The sequence below is a fragment of the Streptomyces sp. NRRL F-5126 genome, from assembly GCF_000721265.1.
In the GTDB taxonomy this organism is placed as follows: domain Bacteria; phylum Actinomycetota; class Actinomycetes; order Streptomycetales; family Streptomycetaceae; genus Streptomyces.
Genome location: NZ_JOFZ01000001.1, coordinates 405,077 through 430,510 on the forward strand (window position 1 = coordinate 405,077; position 25,434 = coordinate 430,510).

Consider the following 25,434-nt stretch of genomic DNA (forward strand, 5'->3'; position numbering starts at 1 on the left):
GGGGCGGGAGCGGACGGCGGGGCGCGCAGGGTCAGCTGTCGTCGCGGAGCGTGCGCGCCAGGTCGAGGGCCGCGGCCACCCTGATCGTCACGTCCTCCGCGTACACCGCGTCCGACCGTTCGAAAGCGGATCTGCTGCCGCCCCGCAGGAACGTCACCACCCCGAGCGATCTGCCCCTGCTGCGCAGCACCGTGCACAGCGCGTGGACCGTGTCGGTGGGCCACTGGCGTGCCGCCGCCCATGTCGGGGACTGGGCGGGCGGCGACGGCGGGGCGCTCGTGCGCACCGAGCCGATCCGCTCCATCGCGCGCAGCGCCGGGTGGCCGTCCAGGTAGCGCACCGGGATGCCGCCGCCCGCGCTCTGCACGACGGGCCCCGAGCCGCCGGTCGGCGACGCGGCCGCGCGCACCAGCCGTACGGGCGCGTCCGGATCCGCCGCGTCGAGCGACGGCGCCTGGGGAGGGCCGGCTCCCGGCCTGTCGGCGACGAGGTCGACCAGCGCGTGGTCGGCGAAGCCGGCGAGCGCGAAGTCGAGGTAGGTGGTGGCCGCCTCGCGCGCGTCCTCGCACTCGGCGGCGGCGCGGGCCGCGCGGTGGAGCTGGTTGGAGCGGAACCGCAGCCGGTCCGCCTCCTGCGCCGCCAGCCTCGCCTCCGTCACGTCCGTGAACAGCCATCCGACGCCGAGCGGCACCGGCTCCTCCGCGAGCGGGGACGCCAGGCGCAGGAACCCGCTGCGCCAGCAGCGGCGCCGCTCGCCGTCCGCCGTGCGGATCGTCACCCACAGCTCGGCGAGCCCCGTCGGCGCGCCCTCCGCGAGCACGTGGTGGAGCGCGGCCTCCAGTTCCTCGACGCCCTGGACGACCATCTCGCCCAGCGGCCTGCCGAGCACCGTGGTGCGGCCGGAGCCGAGCGCGCGTGCCGCGTGCGTGTTGACGACCGTGGGGCGCAGGTCGACGTCGACGAGGACGACGCCCCACGACGCGTCGGCGAACAGCGCCTCGCTCAGGGCGATGGATCGCTCCAGGTCGATCTGGGCGTGCACCTCGCTGAACGCGCAGTACACGCCGGCGGGCTTGCCGTCGGCGCCGCGCACGCCCGCGGACTGCGTGCGCAGCAGGACCCGGCCGCCGTCCTTGCGCAGCAGCGCGAACTCGTGGACGTGCCGCCCCTCGCTGTCCATGGCGGCCATCAGGCGGGCCAGCACGTCGTCCGCGTCGGCGGTGCGTGCCGCCCAGCCGGCGAACCCGTGCCGCCCCACGGCCTCGGCGGCCGACCAGCCGAGTATCCGCTCGGCCTCGCGGTTCCAGTGGGTGATGACGCCGCCCGCGTCGAACGCGCACAGCGCCGCGTCCATGCCGTCGAGCAGCGCGGCGAGCAGGTCGGACCCGGGTTCGTCCGGGCCTGCCGCGTCCGTGGTCTCGCTCCGGGAAGCACTCATCCTGGCACCCCCTGCAGGACGTCTCCGCCTGTGGCCGCCGGCCGCGCAAGACCGATCACAGCCATCCACTGCGATCATTCCACTGGACGTGACGCGGCACACACGAGGTTCCCGAAAATCGTATCGCGCTCGCCTGTGGACAGTCCCGCGGCAAAAAACGCTTGTCGGCCGGGGCCGGGTTTCCTAGGGTTGCAGTACACGAGAAGGGAGGTGGTTCGGCAGATGTATGACAACCGGACGCGTGAGGTGACTGCGGGCTAGCGCCCGTTCGTCGCACTCTGTGCGGTGCCGGCTCCGCCGGCCGAAATCCCAAGCAGTCACCGACCCGCGGGCTCGCCGGTACGTCCGGCCGGCTCCCTCTCCGGAGGGACCCGAGCCCGCGGGTTTCTGCGTTCCCGCGACGTTGCGCGGGCGCGGGCGGGTCAGCGGCTGTCAGGGGCAGAGCCGCTCCACGCGCCAGCCCCGGCCCTCCTCCTGCTGCACGTAGCGCAGCCGGTCGTGCAGCCGGTTCTCGTGCCCCTGCCAGAACTCGACGCTCACGGGCGTGACCCGGAAGCCGCCCCACTGCGGCGGCACCGGCACCTGCTCGCCCTCGGGGTAGCGCTCGGCGAGCTGCTCGTAGCGCTCCATCAGCTTCTCGCGCGACGGGATCACGGACGACTGCTCGCTGGCCCACGCGCCGAGCTGCGAACCGTGCGGCCTGGTGCGGAAGTACGCGGCGGTCTCGTCGCGCCCCACGCGCTCCGCGGTGCCCGTGACGATCACCTGGCGCGCGATGCGGTGCCAGGGGAAGAGCAGCGAGACGTGCGGGTTGGCGGCGAGCTCGGTGCCCTTGCGCGACGTGTAGTTGGTGTAGAAGACGAACCCGCGCTCGTCGAACCGCTTCATCAGCACCGTGCGGGACGACGGGCGCCCGTCGGTGTCCGCGGTGGACACGACCATGGCGTTCGGCTCGGGCAGGCCGCGGTCGGCGGCGTCGCCGAACCAGCGGTCGAACTGCTCCATGGGCGTGGCGGCGAGGTCGGACTCGTGGAGGAGGACGGAACGGTAGTGCTCGCGCATGACGGCGGGATCCGGATTCTCGTGGGGCACGGGTGACATCCTGCCGCAGCGCGGAGCGCTGCGGCCCCCGGGCGAAGCCCGGGCCCGGGTGACCGGTACCCGTGCGGGCAACGCCCCGCCCCCCCGGTGGCCGCAATGGCTCCCGCCACACGGCCGCGGCTCGGCCGGGCCGGGCCCGTGGAGTGCGGCGCCCTCAGCGACCCCCGGGGATCGGGCCGCACGGCCCATGGGGCGCGGCGCCCCCAGCCCGTGGGCGCGAGTGCCGGGTCCGGCGGCGGGGATGGATCGCGACGCAGCGCACAGACCGGCCGGCGGCCGAGCGGACCGGCCTCGTGCCGGACGGCGACGAGGGCACGCGGGCCGGCGGCAGGCCGGGCGCGGCCCGCCACGGCACCCTGCGCGCCACACACGCGCGGCTGGTCGGCAGCGCGCCCCCTGGCCGCCTGCCCGGAGCTCGGCCGGGCACGAGCCGATGGGCCGGCGCCCCCGGCCGCCTGGCCGGAGTCCGGCCGGCACGGCCCAGGGGCGGGCGCCCCCGGCCCGGCGCCCCGGGCCGCTACCGCACCCACGCCGGATCGCGGCGTTCCATGAACGCCGCGATCCCCTCCCTCGCCTCCGCCGTCGTGAAGTACGACGCCGACCGCTGCACCAGGTCCTCCGCGTGCCGGTCGAAGTGTTCGAGCACCTCCGCGGTGAGGAGTTTCTTCGCCTCGGCGAGCCCGCGCGGCGACGCGCGGCGCAGGCCGTCGACGAGGGGCGCGAGCACCTCGTCGACGTCGTCGCCCACCGCCGTGAGCAGCCCCGCGGCCTGCGCCGCGGCCGCGTCGAACCGCTCGCCCGTCAGGTAGTAGCGGGACGCGGCACGCGGATCGACCCGCGGCAGCAGCGGCATCGAGATCACGGCGGGCGCGACGCCGATGCGGACCTCCGTGAACGCGAAGTCGGAGCCGCGGTCGGCGACCGCCATGTCGCACGCCCCGACAAGGCCGATGCCGCCCGCGCGCACGTGGCCGCTGATCCGCGCCACCACCGGCTTCGGCAGCTCGACGAGCTGCCGCATGAGCGCGACGAACGTGTACGGGTTGGCCGGGCTCTTGAGGTCCGCGCCCGCGCTGAACGTCGTCCCCGCGTGCGTCAGCACCACGGCGCGTACGGCCGGGTCCTGGGCGCACCGGGAGAGCGCGTCGGCCAACTCCCGTACCAGGCGCGCCGACAGCGCGTTGCGGTTCGCGGGCGAGTCGAGGGTCAGCGTCGTGATGCCGCGCTCGTGTGCGGAGGTGACGGCCGGCCCGCCGGGATCCGCCGGCCCGGCGCCCGTGCCCCGTGCTGTCGAATGTCCCGCCACGTGATCTTCCTTCGCTGTCGGTCGGCCTCCCCGGTCGGCGCCGGGGCCCCGGAACCCTTGGGATCACTGGGCCGGGAGACGCACAATGTATGCCCTCCCGGCCGTGTTCCCAGAGGGGTTGGGGCGGGCGCGCCGCTTCTCCCGGTGACCGCTCAGTTCCCCAGGGTCTTGAACTGCGTGCGGATCGCGCCGACGCTCGCGCCGATCACCAGCGCGATGGCGACGGCGTCCACCAGGGTCACCGCCTGGTGGAGTACGAGGAAGCCGGCGGTCGCCGCGATGGCCGGTTCGAGGCTCATCAGGATGGCGAACGTGGCGGCGGGCAGCCGCCGCAGCGCCAGCAGTTCGAAGGTGTACGGGAGGACAGACGACATCACGGCGACGCCCAGCGCGAGTCCGACGGTCGTGGGCGAGAGCATCGCGGAGCCGCTGTCGACGATGCCGAACGGCAGCGCGAGCAGCGCGCCGAAAGCCATGGCGAGGGCGAGCCCGTCGGCCTGCGGGAAGCGGCGGCCGGTGCGCGCGCTGAAGACGATGTATGTGCCCCACATGACCGCGGCGGCCAGCCCGAAGGCGATCCCGACGGGGTCGAGCGGCCCGATGCCGCCGCCCGCGACCCCGCTGAGCAGAACGACGCCGGCGAGCGCGCAGACGGCCCAGACCACGTTGACGAGCCGCCGCGACGCGATCACGGAGAGGGCGAGCGGGCCGAGCACCTCAAGGGTCACGCCGGCGCCGAGCGGGATGCGGTCGACGGCCTCGTAGAAGCAGCCGTTCATCGCGGCGAGCACGGCGCCGAAGACCAGCACGGTCGTCCAGTCGGCGCGCGAGTGCCCGCGCAGGGACGGGCGGCACACCGCGAGGAGCACGAGCGCCGCGAGGACGAGCCGCAGGGCGACGATGCCGAGCACGCCCGTCCTGCCCATGAGGGACACCGCGAGCGCGGCGCCGAACTGGACGGACACGCAGCCGGAAAGCACGAGGCCGAGCGCGCCGTACGACTGCCGGTGACGGCCGCCGCGTCCGCCGCGCGGGTCGGTTGAGACCGTTCCGGCCAGGGCGGGACCGGCCGCTGCCGGGACTGCCGCTGCGGGCCCGGCCGGGACCGACGACGCATCCACCGAAAACCTCCGACGCCATCCAGGGGCAGTACATTGCGTTGAACAAGGAGTCCAATGTACTGCCCGGCGGCAAGTCCGAAGGACACCGTATGCACCCTGCGGGTGCCACCGGGGTGAACCGCTGCCGCTCACACGGTCGGGTGACGTCAGTGGCAGGCCACAACGTCACGGTACCGGCCGCCGGCACCACAGCGGAACGGCACGCTCCGCCACGGAACGGCACACTCCGCCGCCGCGTCCGGCCCCGGCGTGCCACGCCCCGTCCGCCGCTCCGGGCGCCCACCCGTCGCCCGACCACCGCCCCTCACGGATGGCTCTTCGAGCCGCTTGCGAGTGCCCACCCTGCCCGCATCTCATCCGACGGACACGATCTACCCCCCTGCGCCCGAAGGACTACGCTCCGCTCCGTGGCCGACATTCAGATTCCCGCTGACATCAAGCCCGCCGACGGCCGATTCGGCTCGGGCCCCTCCAAGGTGCGCACGGAAGCGGTCGACGCACTGGCCGCCACCGGCACGTCCCTCCTCGGCACGTCCCACCGCCAGGCCCCCGTCAAGAACCTCGTCGGCGAGGTGCGCGACGGCGTCAGGAGCCTCTTCTCCCTGCCCGACGGGTACGAGGTCATCCTCGGCAACGGCGGCTCCACCGCCTTCTGGGACGTCGCGACCCACGGGCTCATCGAGAACAAGTCGCAGCACCTCACGTTCGGCGAGTTCTCGTCGAAGTTCGCGAAGGCGGCCAAGCTCGCGCCCTGGCTGGCCGAGCCCACCGTCGTCTCCGCCGACCCGGGCACGCACCCCGAGCCCACGGCCGAGCAGGGCGTGGACGTCTACGCGCTGACCCACAACGAGACGTCCACGGGCGTCGCCACGCCGATCAAGCGCGTGCCGGGCGGCGACGCCGGCTCGCTCGTCCTCGTGGACGCCACGTCCGGCGCGGGCGGCCTGCCGGTCGACATCACGCAGACCGACGTCTACTACTTCGCGCCACAGAAGTCGTTCGCGTCCGACGGCGGCCTGTGGGTGGGCGTCTTCTCGCCCGCGGCCCTGGAGCGCGCCGCGCGCGTGCACGGCTCCGGGCGCCACGTGCCCGAGTTCTTCTCGCTGCCCACGGCGATCGACAACTCGCAGAAGAACCAGACGTACAACACCCCCGCGCTCGCGACCCTCTTCCTGCTCAACGAGCAGCTGAAGTGGATCAACGGCCAGGGCGGCCTGGACTGGTCGACGCGCCGCACCGCCGCCTCGGCCCGCAACCTCTACGGCTGGGCCGAGGCGTCCAAGCACGCGACGCCGTTCGTCACCGACCCGGCGAAGCGCTCGGCGGTCGTCGGCACCATCGACTTCTCCGACGACATCGACGCCGCCGCCATCGCCAAGGCGCTGCGCGCGAACGGGATCGTGGACACCGAGCCGTACCGCAAGCTGGGCCGCAACCAGCTGCGCGTCGCGATGTTCCCTGCGGTCGACCCGGCGGACGTCGAGGCGCTGACGGCGTGCGTCGACTACGTCGTCGAGCGCCTCTGACCCACGGCGGCGAGCCGCCCGAGGGCCCGGCACCGGCGATCCACGGACCGCCTTCGCCGGGCCCTCGGCGTTTCCGCCGCGTCCGCTACTGCCGGTGCTTCCGTGGCGACGAGCGCCGCCGCCGCTTGAGGCCGAAGAACAGCAGCAGCACGACGAGCACCACCGCCGCGCCCACGACCGCGTTCCCCTTGGACGACATGCCGCCGGAGCCGGGCGTCGTGCGACTGCTTGTGTGCCCAGGGTGCGTATAGCTCCCGCCCTTCGGCACCGCCTCCTTGAGGTCCACCCGCTCGACCTGGCTGTCTTTCCCCTCGGAGCCGAACATGAGGGCCTTGCCGTCCCTCGTGTACGTCACCGACTCCGATTGCCCCTGGAACGGCGCGTCCACGGAGAACTTCGCGCCGAGGTGCCCGTCGTGCCACTGGTAGCCGTACGCGCCGAGGTACGACCGCAGCACCAGTTGCTTCCCGTCGGGCGAGAACGCGCCGTCCGTGACCCACGGGACGTCTCCGATCCGCCGGAAGATGTTCGTACCCGACGAGGTGAGGTGGGCCGGACCCTCGTACAGCCCGCCGCCGTCCTCGTTCTTCGACGCGATGTAGACGCGTCCGGTGTCGGGGTCGACCATCAGCGACTCGGCGTTCCTCGGGCCGTCCGCGTACTTCACCGTGAACTGCGTGGCGTCGACCGTCTGGTCCCCGAGGTGCTTCGGCTCGTGGAAGCGGTAGATCCACACGTGGTCCCAGGCGCCGTTCAGGTTGTCGCCGATGTCGCCCACGTACACGTCGTCGTCGGGGCCGACGGAGATCGCCTCGACGTCGCGCGGGGTGCCGACGCCGCGCATGGTGATCCGGGCGACGGTCTCGCCGGTCCTGGAGTCGACGGCGTAGACGTACGGGCCGTCGCCGCTGTCGTTGTGCGTCCAGTAGATGCCGGGGTGGATGTGGCTCGCGGCGAGTCCGCTGGACTCCGTGATGCGCGGGTCCTTGATGGTGAAGCTCTGGTCGGCGCCGCCGCCGTCCGCGAACGCCGTGGCCGCCGGGGCCAGTACGACCGTGGCGGCGGCCAGCAGGGCGGCGGCAACGGCGGAGGCGAGGGCCGCGGCCGCGCGGCCGAACCGGGACGGCGGGCGCGAGGGGCGCGGCGGGTGCGGCAGGCAGCGGGGGCGCATGCGCACAGCCTGCCATCCCCGGTCACGGCGCCGGGAAGCGCACGGGATGATGATCGGATGCGCTTCATGTTCGTCGGCGACTCCATGACCGTCGGCCGCACCCGCGACCTCACCTGGCGGCACTGGATGGGCCGGCACCTGCTGCACTGCCGCAGGTGCGTCGCCGGCGGTGCCGGTCATGCCGAGGTGGTCGGCCCATGGACCGGGCAGTACGAGGAGCCGGGGAGCCGGCGCGCGGGTGCCCGGTGCGGCGACTCGCCGCACCTCGCCGCGTGGGGCGAGGGCTGGCTGCACATGGCGGGCCGCGTGCGCGCCGCCGTGCGCGACCACGGTCCGGATGTCCTGCTCGTCTCCCTCGGCCTGATCGACCTGGGCTTCTACACGGACAGCGCGCAGACCATCGGGAACGTGCGGCGGTTCGTCGACGAGGCGCGTGCCGCCGACGCGCGGATACGGGCCGTGGTGCTGCCCGTCGTCCCCAACGTGCGGGCTCGGACGGACGTCCTGTTCGCGGCCGAAGTAGAGCGCTTCAACGGCCTGCTGGCCGCCACGCTCGGCGAACTCACCATGCCCGGCTCCCCGTTGCTCCTCGCGGCGCCGCCGACCGCGCCGCCCGTCTCGTACGACATCGGCCGGGACACGTACGACGGCACGCACCCCTCGCCGTCGGGCGAACGCAAGCTGGCAGCCGCCTTCGCCCACACCCTGCACGGCGCCCGCCCCCGGGCCACGGCGGCGCCGGCCGGGCTGCCGGCGGGTGCGGACAGCGCGTAGGTCCCGTCACGGCGGCCTCGCTCACGCACCCCGTACGGCGGCTGCGAGCGCGCGGTGTGCGTCCGCGGGCCTGTCCGCCGACAGGTGCAGGCGCCGCACGGTCAGCGAGGAGCCGTCGGCCCTGCGCAGCTCGGCCGGTTCCGCGAGCTCCACCACCAGGTCCGCCGTGCCCGCCACCGTGCACACCACGCTGCCGTCCCGGCCCGGCACCGGGCGGATGCCGCGCCCCGGCGCGGTCACCCACTCTCGGCCCACGGACGCGACGGCGGCGAGCGGCAGTGTGATCTCGTCGAACAGCCCGGCGCGCACGACGAGTTCGCCGGACGGCGTCACGCGGTGCGGGTTGCGCTTGGTGAGCGCCGTGAAGGCCACGCACGCGTCGACGACCAGCGCCATCCACACGATGTGGTACGGCTGCCAGGCCGGCGGCAGCATCGAGACGTCCATCAGGCCCTCGGTGAACAGCTCGCCCCCGACGACCAGGAACACCGTCGTGCGCAGCGCCGACGAGTGCGCCACCGTGATGTCCGCGGGACGCACGGCGGGCCGCCGGCCCCACCACCCCGCGAGGTCCCCCACCAGCCGGCGCAGCGCCCGCTCCCGTCCACCCGCGACCAGCACCGCGTCCGTCACGCCCGCCCCCCTGTGTCCTTTTCCGCCGTCTACTGCTTACGGGCCGCGCCCCGGTTCGGCGCGGACGGTGTTCCCGCCCCGCACGCCTGGCAGGGCCGCTGTGCGCCCGCGTCGCCCCTGACCTGCCCGCACTCGGGGCAGACGAGCTCCAGCATGCAGGCGGGCTCGCCGCCACCGTCGTCCTCGTGGCCGCTGTTGGCCGTCCTGCTGTGCTCGTCGCGCTCGTCCATCACGACCCCGTCCTCCCGTGCCCGCACGGCACCGCCCCTCGCAGCCTACGACCACCCGGCGTCCCGGCACACGGGCGAACGCGCTCTTGCCTTGAGTCCGCTCCAACGCGTTGGCTTGGGTCCATGGAGTACACGCAGCTCGGACGCACGGGCCTCGAGGTCAGCCGCATCGTCCTCGGGACCATGAACTTCGGCCCCCTGACGGACGAGGCCGACAGCCACACGATCATGGACGCCGCCCTTGACGCGGGCGTGAACTATTTCGACACGGCCAACGTCTACGGCTGGGGCGAGAACAAGGGCCGCACCGAGAAGATCATCGGCACCTGGTTCGCCAAGGGCGGCGACCGCCGGGACAAGGTCGTCCTCGCGACCAAGGTCAACGGCAACATGGCAGCCGGCGCGCCCTGGCCGAACCACCACCGGCTGTCGGCCGTCAACATCCGCCGGGCGGTCGAGGCGAGCCTCAAGCGGCTCCAGACCGATCACATCGACATCTACCAGTTCCACCACGTCGACCGGAACACACCGTTCGAGGAGATCTGGCAGGCCATCGAGGTCCTGATCCAGCAGGGCAAGATCCTCTACGCGGGCTCGTCCAACTTCCCCGGCTACAAGATCGCGCAGGCCAACGAGGCCGCCAGGCAGCGCGGCAAGGTCGGGCTCGTCAGCGAGCAGTGCCTGTACAACCTGATCGAGCGCCGCGCCGAGATGGAGGTCATCCCGGCCGCGCGCGAGTACGGCCTCGGTGTGATCCCGTGGTCGCCGCTGCAGAGCGGGCTGCTGGGCGGCGTGCTCCGCAAGGAGCGCGAGCGCGGCGGTGAGGGCGGCCGCTCCGTGAGCCGCCTCAAGGACTCCCCCGCCCTGCGCGAGAAGGTGCAGGCGTACGAGGACCTGCTCGGCAAGCACGGCATCGAGCCGGGCGAGGCCGCGCTCGCGTGGCTGCTGACCCGCCCCGGGGTCACGGGACCCATCGTCGGCCCGCGCACCATGGAGCAGCTGGAGTCCGGGCTGCGCGCCGTGGACCTCAAGCTCTCCGACGAGGTCCTGGCGAGCCTGGACGAGATCTTCCCCGGGCCGGGACCGTCGCCCGAGGCGTTCGCCTGGTAGTGCGCACGGCGTTCCGCGTCCTGTGCGTATGGCGACGGGGCGGGGCGGCAGCCCTGTCGGCTGCCGCCCCGCCCCGTCCGCCACATCGTCCGCGAAAAGGCGGCCCTCGGCCCTCGGTCGCGTCGGCCCTCGGTCGCGTCGGCCCTCAGTGCAGCGCGGCCGTCACCGCGACGATCGCGAAGAGCAGCAGCAGCACACCGGCCATGATCCGGTTCCGGGTATTCGGGTCCACGCTTCGAGATTAACCGCCCCGTCCCAGCGCCCACCGGGCGAGGGTCTCGTACCGGCGCGCCTCGCCCGGCGTCCGGCCGTCCGGCAGGTGGCTGCGGACGAGGCACACCTCGGCCACCTGCCAGGTCGCGCTCTCGACGGGTTCGAGCGCCGCCACGTACGGCCGCAGGTCCGCCCGGTCGGCTCGATCCGCTCCCCCGCGGCCGCCGCGTGCCCGTGCGAGCGTCACGTGCGGGTGGAAGGCGCGGTGCCCGCCCGCCGTCTCGTCCCCCGTCCCGGCCGCCCCGGCACGGCGGGCAGCGGCCGACGCGCGCTCGGCCAGCCGCCGCAGCTCGGGGATGCCGCCGGCCGCGCCCGCCCACAGGGTCGCGGCGCCGAACCGGCCGCCGCAGCGGGAACGGCGCGCAGCGCCCGGCCGCGCGCGCCAGCCGCTCGTCGAGCGCGGGAAGCACGCCGCCGTCGACCTCCCCGAGGAAGGCGAGCGTGAAGTGCCACGAGGCGCGCCCGGTCCACCGCAGGCCGCCGGCGCCCGGCAGCTCGCGCAGCGGCGTGACGGCGCGCGCCAGGACCGCCACGGCGTCGTCGGGCGGCAGCACGGCCACGAAGAGTCTCACGCCCTCCAGCCAAGCAGAGGACGCGAGCCCGCGGCCACACGCTGCCCGTCAGTGCGAGCGCCGCGGCCGTCCGTCAGGCCGCCGAGGCCAGTTCGCCCTCCGCGCGACTGCCGGGGCGCGGCACGAGCTCCACGTACGGCATCCCGTTGCGCAGGCCCATCTTCGGCCGCACTCCGATCACCCGTACCAGCACGCACCCGATCACCAGCGCCGCGATCAGCGTGACAGCGCCGCCCGCCGCGAAGCCGACGCGCGCGCCGAACGTGTCCGTCACCCAGCCGAGCAGCGGGCCGCCGATCGGGGTGCCGCCGACGAAGACCATCATGTAGAGGCTCATCACGCGGCCGCGCATCGCGGGCTCCGCGGCCATCTGCACGGTGGTGTTGGCGCTGATGTTGTTCGTCATGCCCATCATCCCGACCGGCACGAGGACCAGGCAGAACAGCCAGACGAACGGCGAGAACGAGACGAGCACCTCGAGCAGGCCGAAGGAGGCCGCCGCGAAGATCAGCAGGCGCAGCCGCGTCGAGCGCCTGCGCGCCGCGAGGAGCGCGCCGATCAGCGAGCCCGCCGCGATGAGGATGTTGAACAGCGAGTACATGCCGGCGCCGCCGTGGAAGACGGTGTTGGCGAAGGCCGTCAGCCAGATCGGGAAGTTGAACCCGAACGTGCCGACGAAGCCGACGAGCACGATCGGCGCGATCAGCTCGGGACGGCCCTTGACGTAGCGCAGGCCCTCTCTGAGCTGGCCCTTGCCGCGCTTGACGGTGTGCCCCCGCTGCAGCTCCCCGGGGCGCATCAGCGTGAGGCCGACGAGGGGCGCGATGAAGGAGAGGCCGTTGAAGAGGAAGGCGTAGCCGCTGCCGATCGACGTGATCAGCACGCCGGCGACGGCGGGTCCCACGAGGCGGGCGGTCTGGAAGTTGGCCGAGTTCAGGCTGACCGCGTTGCGCACCTGCTTGGGCCCGACCATCTCGGACACGAAGGACTGGCGCGTGGGGTTGTCGACGACCGTCACGACGCCGACGAAGAACGCGATGAGGTAGACGTGCCAGACCTGCACGTGTCCCGAGAGCGTCAGCGCCGCCAGGACGACGCCGAAGAATCCCATGGAGCCCTGGGTGACGAGCAGCAGCCTGCGCTTGGGGTAGCGGTCGACGATCACGCCGCCGTACAGGCCGAACAGCAGCATCGGCAGGAACTGGAGTGCCGTCGTGATGCCGACGGCGGCCGAGGAGTGGGTGAGGCTGAGGACCAGCCAGTCCTGGGTGACCCGGGACATCCACGTACCGATGTTGGAGACGACGGCGCCCGTCGCGAACAGCCGGTAGTTGCGGATCTTCAGGGACGAGAACATGCTGCCGGTCGCGGCCGCGTCCGGCAGGGCGCTGCCCGAGCCGGTGGTGCTCTTCCCGAGCCTCCCGGCGTGCGGGGCGGCGTCCTTCGCCCTCTCCGCGGAGGCGGCCGCCGAGAGGGCGGGAGCCGCGGGGGCGCCGGGGCCTGCGGAGGCGAGTCCCTCCGCGGCCTTCTCGACACTCCCGGCGTCGGCGCCGGCGTTCGCGCCATCGCCGGCGGTGGTGCGGCCGGGTGTCGCGGGGTTCTCGTGGTCGTGATCGTTGTCGTTGGCGGAGTTCGGTGCGGGGGCGGAGTCTGCTCCGGATCCCGTACTCAAAGTGCGTTCGCCTCCTCAGCGGTGACGCGATGGTGCGGCGACGCCGTCACGGCGGCGTTCTCGGGTGGCACAGGTGGCACACGCGGCAAACGTGCTCACAGATCGGCGAGCTTCTCGAGGACGGGGGCGGCAGCGCGCAGCTTCGCCCACTCGTCCTCGTCAAGGCCCTCGGCCAGGGACGCCAGCCAGACGTTCCGCTTGCGGCGGCTCTCTTCGAGCATCGCCTCGGCCTGCTCGGTCCTGCTGATCACCTTCTGCCGACGGTCCTCGGGGTGCGGATCCAGCCTGACCAGCCCCTTCGCCTCAAGCAGCGCCACGATTCTGGTCATCGACGGCGGCTGGACATGCTCCTTGCGCGCCAGCTCCCCGGGCGTGGCGGAGCCGCATCGGCGCAGCGTCCCGAGCACCGACATCTCGGTAGGGGTCAGCGACTCGTCCACACGCTGGTGCTTGAGCCGGCGCCCCAGCCGCATGACAGCGGAGCGTAGGGAGTTCACGGCGGCGTCGTCCTCGGCGCCGTGGGACAGGACAGGCATGTATTTAGAGTAACTCATTACTCAAGCTAAGTAGTACTACCATGCACCGGGTCGCGAGTGTCCTCGCGCACACATTTCACTCGTACGAGTGACGGTGTTCCGGAAAGCGACCCGCAGGTCCGTACCGGGCCCTGACCCTTGTCGACATGGGATCGACAGTGCTCAGCCTGCGGATCGACGGTGAGCTGCTCGACCGGATCAGGCACCACGCGGAAAGACGGGGGATGAGTGTGCAGGACTACGTCGTGAGAACGCTCGTGCGTGACGACTTCGACGAACGCTTCAAGGCCGCGGTCGACGAGACGGAGAAGTTCTACCGGTCGTCCACAGGCTGACCGGAGGCGGGGCCCGGCCCGCCTCCGGTCAGGCCCGGTCCGACCCGTCAGGCCAGGCCGAAGGCGGGCATCAGGTAGTAGAAGAGGAAGACCGCCGACACCACGTACATCGGCGCCGGCACCTCCTTGGGCCGCCCGAGCGCCAGCCGGAGCACGGTGAAGGAGATGAAGCCGATGCCGATGCCGTTGGTGATCGAGTACGTGAACGGCATCATCACCATCGCGAGGAACGCGGGGATGGCGATCGAGTAGTCGCTCCAGTCGATGTCCTTGATCGACGCGGCGAGGATCATGAACCCGACCGCCACCAGCGCGGGCGTGGCCGCCTGCGAGGGCACCATCGTCGCCAGTGGCGTCAGGAACAGCGACGCCGTGAAGAGCAGGCCGGTCACGATGGAGGCGAGCCCCGTGCGCGCGCCCTCACCGACGCCGGCCGTCGACTCGACGAAGCAGGTGCCCGCGGACGAGGAGCTCGCGCCACCGGCCGCGACACCGATTCCGTCGATGAAGAGGATCTTGTTGATGCCGGGGATCCGGCCGCGCTCGTCCGTCAGACCCGCCTTGTCGCCGACTCCGAGCACCGTGCCCATCGCGTCGAAGAACGACGACAGCAGCACGGTGAACACGAACAGGACGCCGGTCAGGACGCCGACCTTGTGGAAGCCGCCGAACAGGCTGATGTGGCCGACAAGGCCGAAGTCGGGCGAGGCGACGGGGTTGCCGGGCCACTTCGGCACGGTCAGGCCCCACGTCGTCACGTGGGCGACGGAGTTGATGACGAGCGCGAGCACCGTCATCGCGACGATGGAGATCAGGATCGCGCCGGGCACCTTGCGCACCAGCAGCGCCAGCGTGAGCATCGCGCCGAGCGCGAAGATCAGCACCGGCCAGCCGTTGAGGTGGCCGGTGCTGCCGAGCTCCAGTGGCACGGTGGTGTGGGCGGCGTCGGGGATGCGGGAGACGAACCCGGAGTCGACGAGCCCGATCAGCATGATGAACAGGCCGATGCCGATCGCGATGCCCTTGCGCAGCCCGCCGGGCACGGCGTTCATCACGCGCTCCCGCAGGCCGGTCGCCACCAGCAGCATAACGACGAACCCGGCCAGCACGACCATGCCCATCGCGTCGGGCCAGCTCATCCGGGGCGCGAGCTGGAGCGCGACGACGGAGTTCACGCCGAGCCCCGCGGCGAGCGCGATCGGCACGTTGCCGAACACGCCCATGAGGAGCGTGGTGAACGCGGCGGTCAGGACGGTGGCCGTGACGAGCTGCCCCCCGGCGAGCTGGTGCCCGTACATGTCGTGCGCGCTGCCCAGGATGATCGGGTTGAGCACGATGATGTAGGCCATCGCGAAGAAGGTGGCGAAGCCGCCCCTGATCTCGCGGGCGACCGAGGAGCCACGCTCCGTGATCTTGAAGTACCGGTCGAGGCCGCTGTGCGGGCCGGCGGGGGTGGGGGGCTGAGCTGCGGTGCCGACCGGAGCGGTGGCCGAGGGGGGCATGCGGGTGACCTCAGTCGTCGTCAGTGTGGAGAGCAGGACGTGTTCGGTCGTACTGGCTGCTCTCTTGGACTTTCATACGAGCAGATCAGGTCAACGCTCGACCGGAAACTGTTTCAGTATGAACAAAAGAACGTGAAGATCACCATCTCCGCGCGTAGATGCCCGTTCTACCAGGGCAGGAAGCCCGGAGCCGCCCACACACCGGCCTCGGCGATTCCTACGAACGGCCCACACCCCTCGGCGCCCGGGGCCGCCCCCATAGACTGACGCCCATGACCGGATCAGCGGCGAGGCCGCAACGCGAGGCGCCCGCGCCCCTCGAAGGCCCGATCGTCGCCACCGTCACCATCGGCACGATCATCTGGTTCGTGATGTTCCTCGGCCAGCTCCCGTTCTACGGCTGGTTCAGCGACCACGGCCACGCCTGGTGGATCTGGACGTGCCTGACCGGCGCCGGCCTGGGCTGCTTCGGCATCTGGTACGTACGCCAGCGTGACGCGGCGATCAAGCGCGCGGCAGCGGCCGCGTCGAACGCCTCGGAGCCCGACGCGCCCGCCCCGTCCGGAGACGACTCCACGCACTGACGGCGCTTCGCGATGGACCCGCACGACGTCGCACGGCGGACCCCTTCCGCGAGTACGAACCCAGGGGTGGCGGGCCCCTCCTGACTGATCACCTGCACGACCCTCCCTGGGCATGCGACCGGACGGCATACTGCGTGCCGGGGGCGACGAGGCATGGTGAGCGCAGCCAAGGTCGACGTGTGTGCCGTGACGCTCTCGCTCTTACTGCTGACATGCTGCTGCGGCTGCGTCACGACCATTCACCCGGGCATGACGCCCGCGCCGCCGCCATCGCGTCCAGGTGCACGGACCATCCCGCTCCCGACGCCCAGCACCTTCGTGAAGCGGCTCTCCGACGAGCCGGCATCCGGTGGCGTCAGCCTGCCCTGGCATTCCCTGGGCGCCGCACCGACAGGCGGCCGGCCCTTCGACGCCACAGTGGACGTCAGCTCCTGCACGCACTTCGAAGGCGTCCATTTCACTTCGAAGGCCGACAGGGTCGAGGTGGCCATGATCGGCACGAGGGGTCCGGAGCCGTGCACGGCTCAGAAGCTCACAGCCGTCGTCCGGGTGGCCTGGCCTTCCGACATGCCCGCGCACGGCACCGTTGGCCACGCGCCGACCGGCTGAGCGATCCGCCCGCTCGGCGCCCGGTCAGTGGCGGGTGGGGAGCGGGTCCGGGGACTGGTCGAGCGTCGCTTTCGATTCGTCGACCAGTCCGGTCAGCCGCGCGACCTCGGTCTCGGTCAGCTGTTCCGCGATCTCGGACGCCGCGATGTTGGACCGGAGGTGCTCGGGGCTGCTCGTGCCGGGGATGACGACCATGGAGGGTGAGCGGCGCAGCAGCCAGGCCAGGGCGATCCGAGACGGTGTGGCGCCCAGGCGCTCCGCCGGGCCGAGCAGATTCTGATGGTCGCTCAGCCGGCCGGCGGCCAGCGGGAAGTACGGCACGAAGAGGATGCCCTGGGCCTCGCAGTCGGCGAGTACCTGGACGCCGCTGCGGTCGAGCAGGTTGAAGCGGTTCTGCACTGCCGCGACGGAGGTCATCCGCTGCGCGCGGGCCAGCATCCGCGGGGATGCGCCGGACAGGCCGATGCGGCGGATCAGTCCCTGGTCGCGCAGTTCGACGAGCGTGCCGAGGGACTCCTCCAGCGGCACGTCCTGGTGCGCACCGGGAGTGTCGCCGACAAGTCGGAGGTACGTCAGCTCGCTCGCGTCCGTGCCCATGTCGGTCAGCGCCTCGTGGACCTGCCGCCTGACGGTCTCCGGGCGGCCGTCGACGACCCAGGACTTGTCCGGGCCACGCTCCGCGCCGACCTTGTTGCCCACGATCACACCCTCGGGGATCGGGCCCAGGGCCTGCCCGATCAGGCGGTTCACCGTTCGCGGCCCGTAGGCGTTCGCGGTGTCGAAGAACGTCACGCCCAGTTCTACGGCCAGGCGCAGCACCCGCCGTGCCGCCTCGGGGTCGTCCGGAAAGCCCCAGACCTTCGGGCCCGCGAGCTGCATGGCGCCATATCCCACACGATTCATCATCCGCCTCCTGTATCAGTGATACGACATAGCACGTATCACTGCACGTTCAGTGATACGCCTCCTGGCGTATCGTTGCAACATGGACGACGCGAAGGCCCGCAGCCGCCGGCGGATCCTGGAAGTGGCCGCCGACCTCCTGGAGAGAGAGGGCGCCCAGGCGCTCTCCACCCGCGCCGTCGCGGCGGCGGCGGGCATCCGGGCCGCCTCCCTGTACCAGCTCTTCGGCGACAAGGACGGGCTGCTGTCGGCGCTGGCCGTCCACGCCTTCGACCTCTATCTGGCCGAGAAGCGCACCCGGGCCCCGAGCGGCGACCCGGTCGACGGCATGCGCCGCGGATGGGACGGGCACGTCGGCTTCGGCCTGGAGCACCCCGCCTTCTACCTGCTGATGTACGGCTCCGATCGCCCCGGGCGCCGCCCGCCCGCCGCGCAGGAGGCGCAGGAGCTCCTCATGGTGTACCTCGGCCGCGCCGCCTCCGCCGGGCGGCTGCGGGTGGCGCCCGCTCTTGCCGCCCAGCTCCTCCTGGCCGCGGTCACGGGCGTGACGCTCTCCCTGATCGGCATCCCGGAGGGCGACCGCGATCCGGAGGTCTCACCCCGCATGAGGGAAGCGCTCGTCGACGTCCTGACCACCGGCCCGGGCCCGGAACCGGATACGGACCCCGCACTCGCCGCCAGGGCCCTCGCACTCGACGCCACCCTCGGCGGGGCGGCGCCGGACGCCGTCCCCCTCCGCCCCGTCGAGACCGCGCTCCTGCGGGATTGGCTCCGGCGCCTCGCCCGATAGGGGCGGGGCCGTGAGCCGGTGTGGCTGACGGCCCCGAACGCGTCACGCGTCGAACCACCTGGCCCGGGCCAGTTCCTCCGCGCGGGTCGGGTCTTCGAGGAGCGCCGCCACCTCGAAGCGGCGCGGCCACTGGCCCGCGGCCCAGGCGAGGCCCGCCGCGACGCCCTCCAGCGTCGCCGCGTGCAGGGTGCCGTCCGCGGTGCGGCGCCAGTCGAGTTCCGTGTCGCCCGCCGGGCCGCGTACGACGAGTTCCTCGTGCTCCATGTACGCCGCCGGTGTCGCCGGGCCGAGGAGGGCGCGGACCGAGTCGGGGACACCGTGCTCGTCGCCCTCCGACGTCACCTCGCCGAAGCCCGCCGCCGCGACCGACTCGCTCAGCCGCCGCACCTGGAACAGTTCCGCCAGGTCGGCGCAGCGCGCCGGGGACACCGGCAGCAGGGGCGTGGTGCCCGCCAGCGGCAGCAGGTCGGGGACGTCCGCGACGACCGCCTCCGTCGCGTCCACAACGCGCACCTCGCCGTCCACCACCGCGCGCAACTCGTCGGGCAGCGTGACCTGTTCCGGGTCGAGGTCGGCCAGCGCCGTGTAGAGGGCGCGCAGTCGGTCCGGGCGCACCGGGCGGTCCTGGTCGGCGAGGCGGCCGAGGAGTTCGGCCGCGCCGCCGGGCTCCGCGAGCAGCGCGGCCGCCGTCGTGCGCACGCCGAGCGCGCGCAGCACCTCGGCGTCGTCGAAGCCGGTCGCGTCGACGGCGTCGTACAGGCCGTCGAGGAGCGGGTCGCCGCCCGCGGCCCGCAGCCCCGCGGGCCGCCGGCCGTCGAGCACGGGGTGGTCGCGCAGCCACCAGGCCGTGTACGGCCGCACGGACTCCACCGTGCCGTCGGGCAGCAGGACGCGGACACGCTGGGTCAGCGCGTCCCGCAGCGGCGGACGCGCCAGCAGCGCGAGCGCACGCGGCCACGCGTCGTCGTCGACGAGGTCGAGGTCGCGCACGGCGGTGATCTCCGTCGCGACGGGCGGCACCGGCGATTCGGGCAGCCGGTCGAGCACGTCCTCGCACCACACGTCGACGGCGTCGAGCAGCCCCGCGTCGTCCGGCTCGGCGAAGTCGCCGCTGCGCGGCTCCAGTTCGTCCGGGTCGAGGACGACGTCCGTGGCGCGTACGAGGGCGAAGCCGGCGAGCACGCCGCAGGCGGCGAGCGGCTGCTCGCCCCACCGCTCGGCCAGGTCGGCGTCCACGAGCGCCAGTTCGTCCTCGCGCATGACCTCGGCGAACGGGGATCCGGGCAGCACCAGCTCACCGGCGGGGGCGAGTTCGCCGTCCTCGTCGGGCAGGGCGAGCGCGCCGAGCCAAGGCTCGTCGCCCGGTTCGAGGCGGGCGTCGCGCACCAGCCGCAGCACGGTCTCCGCCAGCTCCTCGGCGCCGGGCGCGGCGGCGTCCTCGTCCCAGACGTCGTCCGCGTCGAGGGACGCGGCGACCGCCGCGCGCACCTGGGGCGTCGTCAGGACGGCGCGCGGCGTTGCGGGCAGCGCGCCCAGCTTCTCCAGCAGCGGGTGCACGGCGTCCGGGTGGGCGACCTTCAGGCCGAGGCGACCGAGGTCGGCCGCCGGTTCGGCGGACGGCTCGGTGTCCGGCAGCGGCAGCAGCACCTGGCGGGGGCCGATCGTCGTACGGCCCGACGCCAGCGGCACGGGCAGGCCCGAAAGACGGTCCGGGTCGACGCCCGCGAGCGACTCGTATAGCCGGTGCCACCACTCGGGGGTGCGTGCGGCGCCCGCGATGCGCTCGATCGCGTCGCCGAGCGGCAGCCGTCCGACGCCGAGCGTGCGCAGCTCGGCGCGGCGCTCGAACCCGCCGGGCAGCAGCGTCGGCAGCACCTGCGCGAGCACCCGTACGGTGCCGGCGCCCGCGCCCTCCACGACCTCCGCCTCGAACGGCCGCAGCGCACGCAGCTCCTCCGTCGCGACGGCCGGCGCGAGGAACGCGACGCGCGGCAGCCGCTCAAGGATCGCCGCGCGCAGCGCGCCGTCGAGCTCGCCCTTGCCGAGCGGTCCCGGCACGAGGTCGATGGTCCCGGTCGAGACGGGCTCCCAGGAGGCCAGCAGCTCCGCGTACGCGCCGGCGGCCTCGGCGACGAGGAAGTCGGTGAGCGGGCCCGGCGCGGGGTGGCGACGCGCGGTGTCGAGCGGGAACGACGCGATGAGCAGGGCCGGCACGCCGAGGGGTTCGTCGGTGGGCGTGGGGGCGTGCACGACGGGCGCGGTGCGGGGGCGCGCGGGCGCGCCTGCGCCGCTGCCGTCATCGCCGTCGTCGCTGTCGTCGTCCTGGATGGGCACCGCCCACGTCACCGACCAGTGCGGGCGCAGCCGCTCCTCGGTGGGCCGGTCGGCGAGCAGGCGCCCGTCCACCGTGCCGTGCCGCCGCACGACCCGCCAGGTGCGGGCGTCGGCACCGTCCTCGATCCGCACGAACGGGCCGTCGTCGACGCGGCGCAGCACGCGCTCGCCGCGCCCGGTGTGCTCGGCGTCGTCGGCATCGTCGGCGTCCGACTCGACCACGATCTCGTCGAGGCCGGTGAGCGCGAGGAGGAGCGAGTCGTCGATGTCCGCGAGGAGCCGCCGCACGAGGTCGAGGGCGGTCCCGTCGCGCAGCGGCAGGATCACGGCGGTGTCGTAGCCGACGGGCGCCCCGCCCTCGGCGGGCAGCGGGAGGCGCAGCAGCGGCACGTGCCCGTCGCGCCGCCTGATCTCGTCGGCCAGACCCGTGCTCTGCTCGGCGCTGCGCCGGGCCATGGACTGCGCGTCGGTCAGCGACCAGCGCACGCCGCCGGTGCGGCTGACGACGGCGGGTTCGTCGCTGACGGCGAGCACGGCGGCGAAGCCGACGCCGAACCTGCCGACGGCGGTGTCCGCCTCCTCCCGCTTGGCGGAGGCGCGCAGCGTGGACAGCGATTCGACGCCCGCGGCGTCGAGCGGGGCGCCGGTGTTGGCGGCGACGAGGACAGGACCGCCGTCGTCGTCGCCGCGCCGCAGCGTCAGCCGCAGCCGGCCGGGCACGCCGGCCCGCGCGGCGGCGTCCGCGGCGTTCTGGGCGAGCTCGACGACCAGGCGGTCGCGGTAGCCGCCGAGAGCGAGGTCCTCCTCGGCGTTGGCGTCCTCGCGGAACCTGGCGGGGCTCGCCGCCCAGGAGTCGAGCACCCCGCGCCGCAACCGCGCGGTCCCGAACGGGTCTGCCCCCTCGGTGGTCCTCACGCTCACGATGTGACTCCGCTCTGTGTCCGGCTCTCCGACGAGAACGCGCTTCGCTGTGCGGCCCGAAGGTACCGGCCCCTACCCAGTGACCACACGCCGCACTCCCCCGACGGCGGGGCCCGCCGACCGGCTGCCGCCGGAGTACAGGAGTAGAGGCCCGGCCGACCGGCCGGCCTTCGCGCCCACTGCCGGGGCACCGCGCCGTGGCAACGTCCCCGCGCCGGGCCCCGGGCACGACGAGACACGTCACCGACTGCATCGGCCGGAGAGCCGGCCGCCCGGCGACCGCGAGGACGGACGGCCTCGCAGGCCGGGCACCCGGGCGTCGTGTCAGGCACGGGACGCCAACGGACCGGTCGGCCGAAGCGGGTCGTGGAGGTGGCGGGTGGTACGGATCCCACTCGGACGGCCCCGATCGGCCGCCAGGCCGACGGGCGGGCACCGGCAGCGCCGCGCCGATACGGGCGGCAGACCGCCTCGGGGCCGGGCGGCAGGGTCGAAGACCACGACAGGCCACCAGGCCGGGCACGTACTGGGTCCCGCCAGGCCCGGGGGCCCGGGTCCGGGGGCCAAGCCGGGGCGGCCGCCCCGACCCCCGGCCGGGCGGCTCAGCTGTGGCCCAGGTCCTCCGTGTCGTCGGGCTCGGCCGCCGTCGCGACGGAGCCCTCCTCGCGGGACGGGTGCAGCGGGAACTCGTCCGCGCCCACGGTGTCGAGCACCGGCGGCGCCGGGACCGGGGGCTTCGGCATGACGGCCGCCTCGGAATGGCCGCCGCAGCCGTACGCGAGCGAGACCACGTGCCCGTCCGCCGACGAGAACTCGTTGGCGCAGATGCCGAAGGCCTGGCGCAGCGACCCGCCGAGCGGCACCAGGAAGCCGCACGAGGCGCAGGGTGCGGGTGCGGCCTGCGCCATCGCGGTCTTCGGGCCGTACTGCTCCTCCCACCGGTCGGCGCCCACGTGCAGCCCGTATCGCGAAAGGACACGCGGCCTGCCCATGCCGAGCTCCTCGGCGACCGAGGCGATGCGGGCGCGCGCCGGCACCGTCGTCGGCAGATCGGGCGTGTTGAGCTCGGCGTCCTCGGACTCGACGAGCTCCGCGACCGTTTCCGACGCCATCACGGGCGCGGGAGCGGGCGCGGGCTCCGGCAGCTCCGCGGCCGGGGCCCGGCCCTCCGGCGCCGCGGTCGTCCCAGGGCCCGCTTCGCCCTCCTCCACGGCCTCGCGCACGGCCACGGGGCCGGGCGCGTTCGGCGGTTCCTCGTCCTCGCCGGTGTAGCCGGGTTCGAGCCGCAGGTCGTCCGCCTCGGTCGGCAGCAGGTCGCCGGGGCCCATGTCGCCGGGGCGCAGCCGCTCGCTCCACGGCACCCACTCGGGGGCGAGGAGCGCGTCGGAGCCGGGGAGCAGGACGGCCTCGTCTACGGTGACGGCCTTGGCGCGGGACGCGCGGGCCACTGTCACCGCCCAGCGCCAGCCCCGATAGCCCGTCTCGCGGCACTCGAAGAGGTGTGTGACGACCCGGTCGCCGTCGGCGACCACCGAGACGTGCTCGCCCACGATCCCGGGCGCGGCCACCTCCTCGGCCACCGACCGCGCGAGGTCCACCGCCTCTGCGCACAGGCGGTCGGGGGTACGGCTTCGCATCGTCGCAGCACTCACAGGTCTCGCTTCTCTCCTACGCCGTAGCAGCACGGGTGCGCCGACCGGTAACGGTGTGCGGGCCGAAGGCGGAGCGGACCAGGGGGCCGCATCGACGTCCTTCGCCCGACCGGCTTCCCGGGCGCACCTCGACGTTGTCCACAACCATTGTGCGGGACGACGACAGGGCGCGCGGCCGCGAGCAACCGCCGGTGGCGCGCTACGCACGCTACCTCCTCCTTCGCCCCCGGCCCACCTGCACGCCGTCATTCCCATACTTCGGGCCCCGTCGCAACACAGCCGTGACCCTTCCGCGCACCCGTCCCGCCGCGCTGTCGCGTACGAGATCGGTTCGCTCACGCGGAGCGTGGGGCACTATGACGGAGTGGCAGCCGTCAGGTCGTCCGACGCGTCCCGCCCGCTCCGCAGGACGGCGCGGGTGATCGGTCATGCCCTGTACATGCCCATCACGGGGCCCGCGAAGGGCGTCAGGAAGTTCTCCAACGCCCACGGGGCCGGCGAGTCGGGGCTCGGCAGGCTGATCGAGCTGCACGCGGTCAACGGCGCGGGCGACGTCATGATCACCGTGGCGCTCGCGTCGACCGTCTTCTTCTCCGTGCCGACGGACGAGGCGCGCGGCCGCGTCGCCCTCTACCTCGCCATCACGATGGCGCCTTTCACACTCCTCGCGCCCGTCATCGGCCCGCTGCTCGACCGGCTGCCGCACGGGCGCAGGGCCGCCATGGCGATCGCGATGCTGGCCCGTGCGGTCCTCGCGATCGCGATGTCGGGGGCGGTGGCGACGGGCGGCATCGAGCTGTACCCGGCGGCGCTCGGCTGCCTCGTCGCGTCGAAGGCGTACGGGGTGGTGCGCAGCGCGGTCGTGCCGCGGCTGCTGCCACCGCAGTTCCCGCTGGTCAAGGCGAACTCCCGGGTAACGCTCGCCGGGCTGCTCGCGACGGGCGTCGCGGCCCCCATCGGAGCAGGTCTGCACCAGGTCGGCGTGCAGTGGCCGCTGTACGGGGCGTGCGTCATCTTCCTCGGCGGCACGTGGCTGGCGTTCTCCATGTCGCCGAAGGTGGACTCCGCGAAGGGCGAGCGCACCGCGCACCTGGTGGAGTACGGGCACCGCCCCGAGCCGCGCCGCGCGCACACCGGCGGGTTCCGTGACGCGAAGAGCACGCGCACCGGCAGGTTCGGGTCGTCCGGGCGGACGGACAGGCCGCCGCGGCCCACACTGCGCACGGTCGGGCCGTCCGTGCTGCACGGCCTCCAGGCCAACTCGGCGCACCGGGCGCTCTCCGGGTTCCTCACCTTCTTCCTCGCCTTCCTCCTGCGCGACCACCCGCTGCCGGGGCTCGGCGCGGCGATCTCCCTCGGCATCGTCGGCGTGTCGGCCGGTGCGGGCAACGCGATCGGGACGGCGGTGGGCGCGTGGCTGAGGTCGCGCGCGCCGGAGCTGATCGTCATCGCGATGCTGCTGCTCGCGCTGACGGCCTCGGTGCTCGCCGCGCTGTTCTTCAGCGCCGTGATGGTCGCGCTCGTCGGCGCGGTCGCCGGCTTCTCGCAGGCCCTGTCCAAGCTGTCGCTCGACGCGACGATCCAGCGCGACGTGCCCGAGGAGGTCCGCACGTCGGCGTTCGCACGCTCGGAGACGGTCCTGCAGATGTCCTGGGTCGTCGGCGGCGGCATCGCGATGGCGCTGCCGCTGAACGCCTCGCTCGGCATGTCGGTCGCGGCGGCCGTCATGGCGGCCGGTGCCGTCGCCGCCGTACGAGGGCTGCTGAGGGCCGCCCGGCGCGGCGCGGCACACCCCCGCGCGGCGTGAGCCGGGTGGACCGATAATCTTCGCCCATGACCGTTGCGCTCATTCCCGCCAAGGCCCGCAGGGCCGGCGTCGTCCTCGGTGCGGTGTCCGCCGGGCTCCTCGCACTCTCCGCCTGTGACAAGCCGACGCCCCTCGCGACCGTGACGGTCGGTTCGGGCTCGGTCCACACGGAGGCCGCCTGCTACAACGACGGCAAGGCGATCTCGAACAGCACGGCGCAGAAGTGCCTGGCGGCGAAGGCCGACAAGGTCATCACCGTCGGCTCCGACGACACGGTCGGCTTCGGCGTGGAACCGGCGCTCGTGGACGACGGCAACGGCTGGGCGCTGTTCCTCAACGGTCAGCAGGCCGAGGCACAGCCGTCCACCGCCACCTACCGTTCGATCCCGGCCGCGTCGTTCTTCCAGCCGAGCCAGACGACCGGTCAGACGCCGAAGTCGGTGCAGGTCGCGATCGTGGAGAGCAACAAGACGAACCCGTCGATCCGGGGCATCTGGCACTTCGAGCTCAAGATGAAGAACTCCGACTGACGTT

22 protein-coding genes and 1 pseudogene are annotated in these 25,434 nt (G+C 73.4%); 9 read left to right on the forward strand and 14 right to left on the reverse strand.

What is annotated here, in order from left to right; all coding sequences use genetic code 11:
• Positions 1-31: 31 nt before the first annotated feature.
• The 4 genes from IH48_RS0101860 to IH48_RS0101875 form a co-directional block, all read right to left on the reverse strand.
• Complete coding sequence (locus tag IH48_RS0101860) at positions 32-1,438, reverse strand: PAS domain-containing protein (protein WP_030898165.1); 1,407 nt, start codon at positions 1,436-1,438, stop codon at positions 32-34.
• 432 nt (positions 1,439-1,870) lie between these two features.
• A complete protein-coding gene (gene pdxH / locus IH48_RS0101865; RefSeq protein ID WP_030898168.1) occupies positions 1,871-2,539 on the reverse strand; it encodes a pyridoxamine 5'-phosphate oxidase in 669 nt (222 codons plus the stop codon).
• Positions 2,540-3,056: 517 nt separating this feature from the next.
• Complete coding sequence (locus IH48_RS0101870) at positions 3,057-3,845, reverse strand: enoyl-CoA hydratase family protein (RefSeq protein WP_078849393.1); 789 nt, start codon at positions 3,843-3,845, stop codon at positions 3,057-3,059.
• Between the two features lie 152 nt (positions 3,846-3,997).
• Positions 3,998-4,966 (reverse strand): EamA family transporter, encoded by a 969-nt coding sequence (locus tag IH48_RS0101875; protein ID WP_030898172.1) that lies wholly within the window; start codon positions 4,964-4,966, stop codon positions 3,998-4,000.
• Between the two features lie 407 nt (positions 4,967-5,373).
• Between IH48_RS0101875 and serC the strand changes: the two genes are divergently transcribed.
• Positions 5,374-6,492, forward strand: a complete 1,119-nt coding sequence (gene serC, locus IH48_RS0101880) for a phosphoserine transaminase (protein ID WP_030898174.1) — start codon at positions 5,374-5,376, stop codon at positions 6,490-6,492.
• Between the two features lie 85 nt (positions 6,493-6,577).
• On the opposite strand, the gene IH48_RS0101885 is transcribed toward serC, so the two are convergent.
• Positions 6,578-7,663: a WD40 repeat domain-containing protein gene (locus IH48_RS0101885; RefSeq protein ID WP_234434089.1), complete on the reverse strand. Its 1,086-nt coding sequence runs from the start codon at positions 7,661-7,663 to the stop codon at positions 6,578-6,580.
• A 57-nt stretch (positions 7,664-7,720) separates the two neighbouring features.
• Here IH48_RS0101885 and IH48_RS0101890 point away from each other — a divergent pair, with 57 nt between their 5' ends.
• Positions 7,721-8,437, forward strand: coding sequence for a GDSL-type esterase/lipase family protein (locus tag IH48_RS0101890; RefSeq protein ID WP_030898177.1), 717 nt, complete (start codon positions 7,721-7,723; stop codon positions 8,435-8,437).
• Positions 8,438-8,458: 21 nt separating this feature from the next.
• Here the strand turns inward: IH48_RS0101890 and IH48_RS0101895 are convergent, their stop codons facing one another.
• Together IH48_RS0101895 and IH48_RS0101900 are read right to left on the reverse strand one after the other, a co-directional pair.
• A complete protein-coding gene (locus tag IH48_RS0101895; RefSeq protein WP_030898179.1) occupies positions 8,459-9,070 on the reverse strand; it encodes a hypothetical protein in 612 nt (203 codons plus the stop codon).
• A 29-nt stretch (positions 9,071-9,099) separates the two neighbouring features.
• Positions 9,100-9,327 carry a hypothetical protein gene (locus IH48_RS0101900; RefSeq protein ID WP_158710222.1) on the reverse strand — a complete coding sequence of 76 codons (228 nt, stop codon included), beginning with the start codon at positions 9,325-9,327 and terminating at the stop codon, positions 9,100-9,102.
• 96 nt (positions 9,328-9,423) lie between these two features.
• On the opposite strand from IH48_RS0101900, the gene IH48_RS0101905 reads away from it, so the two are divergent.
• Complete coding sequence (locus IH48_RS0101905) at positions 9,424-10,410, forward strand: aldo/keto reductase (RefSeq protein ID WP_030898182.1); 987 nt, start codon at positions 9,424-9,426, stop codon at positions 10,408-10,410.
• 241 nt (positions 10,411-10,651) lie between these two features.
• On the opposite strand, the pseudogene thpR reads toward IH48_RS0101905, so the two are convergent.
• From thpR to IH48_RS0101925, 3 genes and pseudogenes are all read right to left on the reverse strand, one after another.
• Positions 10,652-11,255: pseudogene (gene thpR / locus IH48_RS32885) on the reverse strand (RNA 2',3'-cyclic phosphodiesterase).
• Positions 11,256-11,328: 73 nt separating this feature from the next.
• Entirely contained in the window at positions 11,329-12,612 is a 1,284-nt protein-coding gene (locus IH48_RS0101920) for an MFS transporter (RefSeq protein ID WP_051839099.1), read from the reverse strand.
• Between the two features lie 410 nt (positions 12,613-13,022).
• Positions 13,023-13,463, reverse strand: coding sequence for a MarR family winged helix-turn-helix transcriptional regulator (locus IH48_RS0101925; RefSeq protein WP_030898185.1), 441 nt, complete (start codon positions 13,461-13,463; stop codon positions 13,023-13,025).
• Between the two features lie 146 nt (positions 13,464-13,609).
• On the opposite strand from IH48_RS0101925, the gene IH48_RS0101930 reads away from it, so the two are divergent.
• On the forward strand, positions 13,610-13,798 hold the full coding sequence (locus IH48_RS0101930) for a hypothetical protein (protein ID WP_030898187.1): 189 nt from the start codon (positions 13,610-13,612) through the stop codon (positions 13,796-13,798).
• Positions 13,799-13,845: 47 nt separating this feature from the next.
• On the opposite strand, the gene IH48_RS0101935 is transcribed toward IH48_RS0101930, so the two are convergent.
• Positions 13,846-15,300, reverse strand: coding sequence for an NCS2 family permease (locus tag IH48_RS0101935; RefSeq protein ID WP_030898190.1), 1,455 nt, complete (start codon positions 15,298-15,300; stop codon positions 13,846-13,848).
• A gap of 272 nt (positions 15,301-15,572) precedes the next feature.
• On the opposite strand from IH48_RS0101935, the gene IH48_RS0101940 reads away from it, so the two are divergent.
• A complete protein-coding gene (locus IH48_RS0101940; RefSeq protein ID WP_030898193.1) occupies positions 15,573-15,884 on the forward strand; it encodes a DUF2530 domain-containing protein in 312 nt (103 codons plus the stop codon).
• Positions 15,885-16,037: 153 nt separating this feature from the next.
• Positions 16,038-16,493, forward strand: a complete 456-nt coding sequence (locus tag IH48_RS36120) for a hypothetical protein (protein WP_158710223.1) — start codon at positions 16,038-16,040, stop codon at positions 16,491-16,493.
• Positions 16,494-16,517: 24 nt separating this feature from the next.
• Here IH48_RS36120 and IH48_RS0101950 read toward each other — a convergent pair whose 3' ends face one another.
• On the reverse strand, positions 16,518-17,396 hold the full coding sequence (locus tag IH48_RS0101950; protein ID WP_030898197.1) for an aldo/keto reductase: 879 nt from the start codon (positions 17,394-17,396) through the stop codon (positions 16,518-16,520).
• 82 nt (positions 17,397-17,478) lie between these two features.
• Between IH48_RS0101950 and IH48_RS0101955 the strand changes: the two genes are divergently transcribed.
• A complete protein-coding gene (locus IH48_RS0101955; RefSeq protein ID WP_030898199.1) occupies positions 17,479-18,186 on the forward strand; it encodes a TetR/AcrR family transcriptional regulator in 708 nt (235 codons plus the stop codon).
• Positions 18,187-18,228: 42 nt separating this feature from the next.
• Here the strand turns inward: IH48_RS0101955 and IH48_RS0101960 are convergent, their stop codons facing one another.
• Both IH48_RS0101960 and IH48_RS0101965 read right to left on the reverse strand, forming a co-directional pair.
• Entirely contained in the window at positions 18,229-21,441 is a 3,213-nt protein-coding gene (locus IH48_RS0101960) for a sacsin N-terminal ATP-binding-like domain-containing protein (protein WP_030898201.1), read from the reverse strand.
• 602 nt (positions 21,442-22,043) lie between these two features.
• On the reverse strand, positions 22,044-23,093 hold the full coding sequence (locus IH48_RS0101965) for a DUF3027 domain-containing protein (protein ID WP_030898203.1): 1,050 nt from the start codon (positions 23,091-23,093) through the stop codon (positions 22,044-22,046).
• 364 nt (positions 23,094-23,457) lie between these two features.
• On the opposite strand from IH48_RS0101965, the gene IH48_RS0101970 reads away from it, so the two are divergent.
• Positions 23,458-24,900, forward strand: coding sequence for an MFS transporter (locus IH48_RS0101970; protein WP_030898206.1), 1,443 nt, complete (start codon positions 23,458-23,460; stop codon positions 24,898-24,900).
• A 26-nt stretch (positions 24,901-24,926) separates the two neighbouring features.
• Positions 24,927-25,430 carry a hypothetical protein gene (locus IH48_RS0101975; RefSeq protein WP_030898208.1) on the forward strand — a complete coding sequence of 168 codons (504 nt, stop codon included), beginning with the start codon at positions 24,927-24,929 and terminating at the stop codon, positions 25,428-25,430.
• Positions 25,431-25,434: the final 4 nt, after the last annotated feature.

Coding starts and splice junctions, on each gene's coding strand:
- IH48_RS0101860 (WP_030898165.1), bottom strand. CDS start 1,438: ATGAGTGCTTCCCGGAGCGAGACCACGGACGCGGCAGGCCCGGACGAA.
- pdxH (WP_030898168.1), bottom strand. CDS start 2,539: ATGTCACCCGTGCCCCACGAGAATCCGGATCCCGCCGTCATGCGCGAG.
- IH48_RS0101885 (WP_234434089.1), bottom strand. CDS start 7,663: ATGCGCCCCCGCTGCCTGCCGCACCCGCCGCGCCCCTCGCGCCCGCCG.
- IH48_RS0101890 (WP_030898177.1), top strand. CDS start 7,721: ATGCGCTTCATGTTCGTCGGCGACTCCATGACCGTCGGCCGCACCCGC.
- IH48_RS0101905 (WP_030898182.1), top strand. CDS start 9,424: ATGGAGTACACGCAGCTCGGACGCACGGGCCTCGAGGTCAGCCGCATC.
- IH48_RS0101920 (WP_051839099.1), bottom strand. CDS start 12,612: ATGTTCTCGTCCCTGAAGATCCGCAACTACCGGCTGTTCGCGACGGGC.
- IH48_RS0101925 (WP_030898185.1), bottom strand. CDS start 13,463: ATGCCTGTCCTGTCCCACGGCGCCGAGGACGACGCCGCCGTGAACTCC.
- IH48_RS0101930 (WP_030898187.1), top strand. CDS start 13,610: ATGGGATCGACAGTGCTCAGCCTGCGGATCGACGGTGAGCTGCTCGAC.
- IH48_RS0101935 (WP_030898190.1), bottom strand. CDS start 15,300: ATGCCCCCCTCGGCCACCGCTCCGGTCGGCACCGCAGCTCAGCCCCCC.
- IH48_RS0101940 (WP_030898193.1), top strand. CDS start 15,573: ATGACCGGATCAGCGGCGAGGCCGCAACGCGAGGCGCCCGCGCCCCTC.
- IH48_RS36120 (WP_158710223.1), top strand. CDS start 16,038: ATGGTGAGCGCAGCCAAGGTCGACGTGTGTGCCGTGACGCTCTCGCTC.
- IH48_RS0101950 (WP_030898197.1), bottom strand. CDS start 17,396: ATGAATCGTGTGGGATATGGCGCCATGCAGCTCGCGGGCCCGAAGGTC.
- IH48_RS0101955 (WP_030898199.1), top strand. CDS start 17,479: ATGGACGACGCGAAGGCCCGCAGCCGCCGGCGGATCCTGGAAGTGGCC.
- IH48_RS0101975 (WP_030898208.1), top strand. CDS start 24,927: ATGACCGTTGCGCTCATTCCCGCCAAGGCCCGCAGGGCCGGCGTCGTC.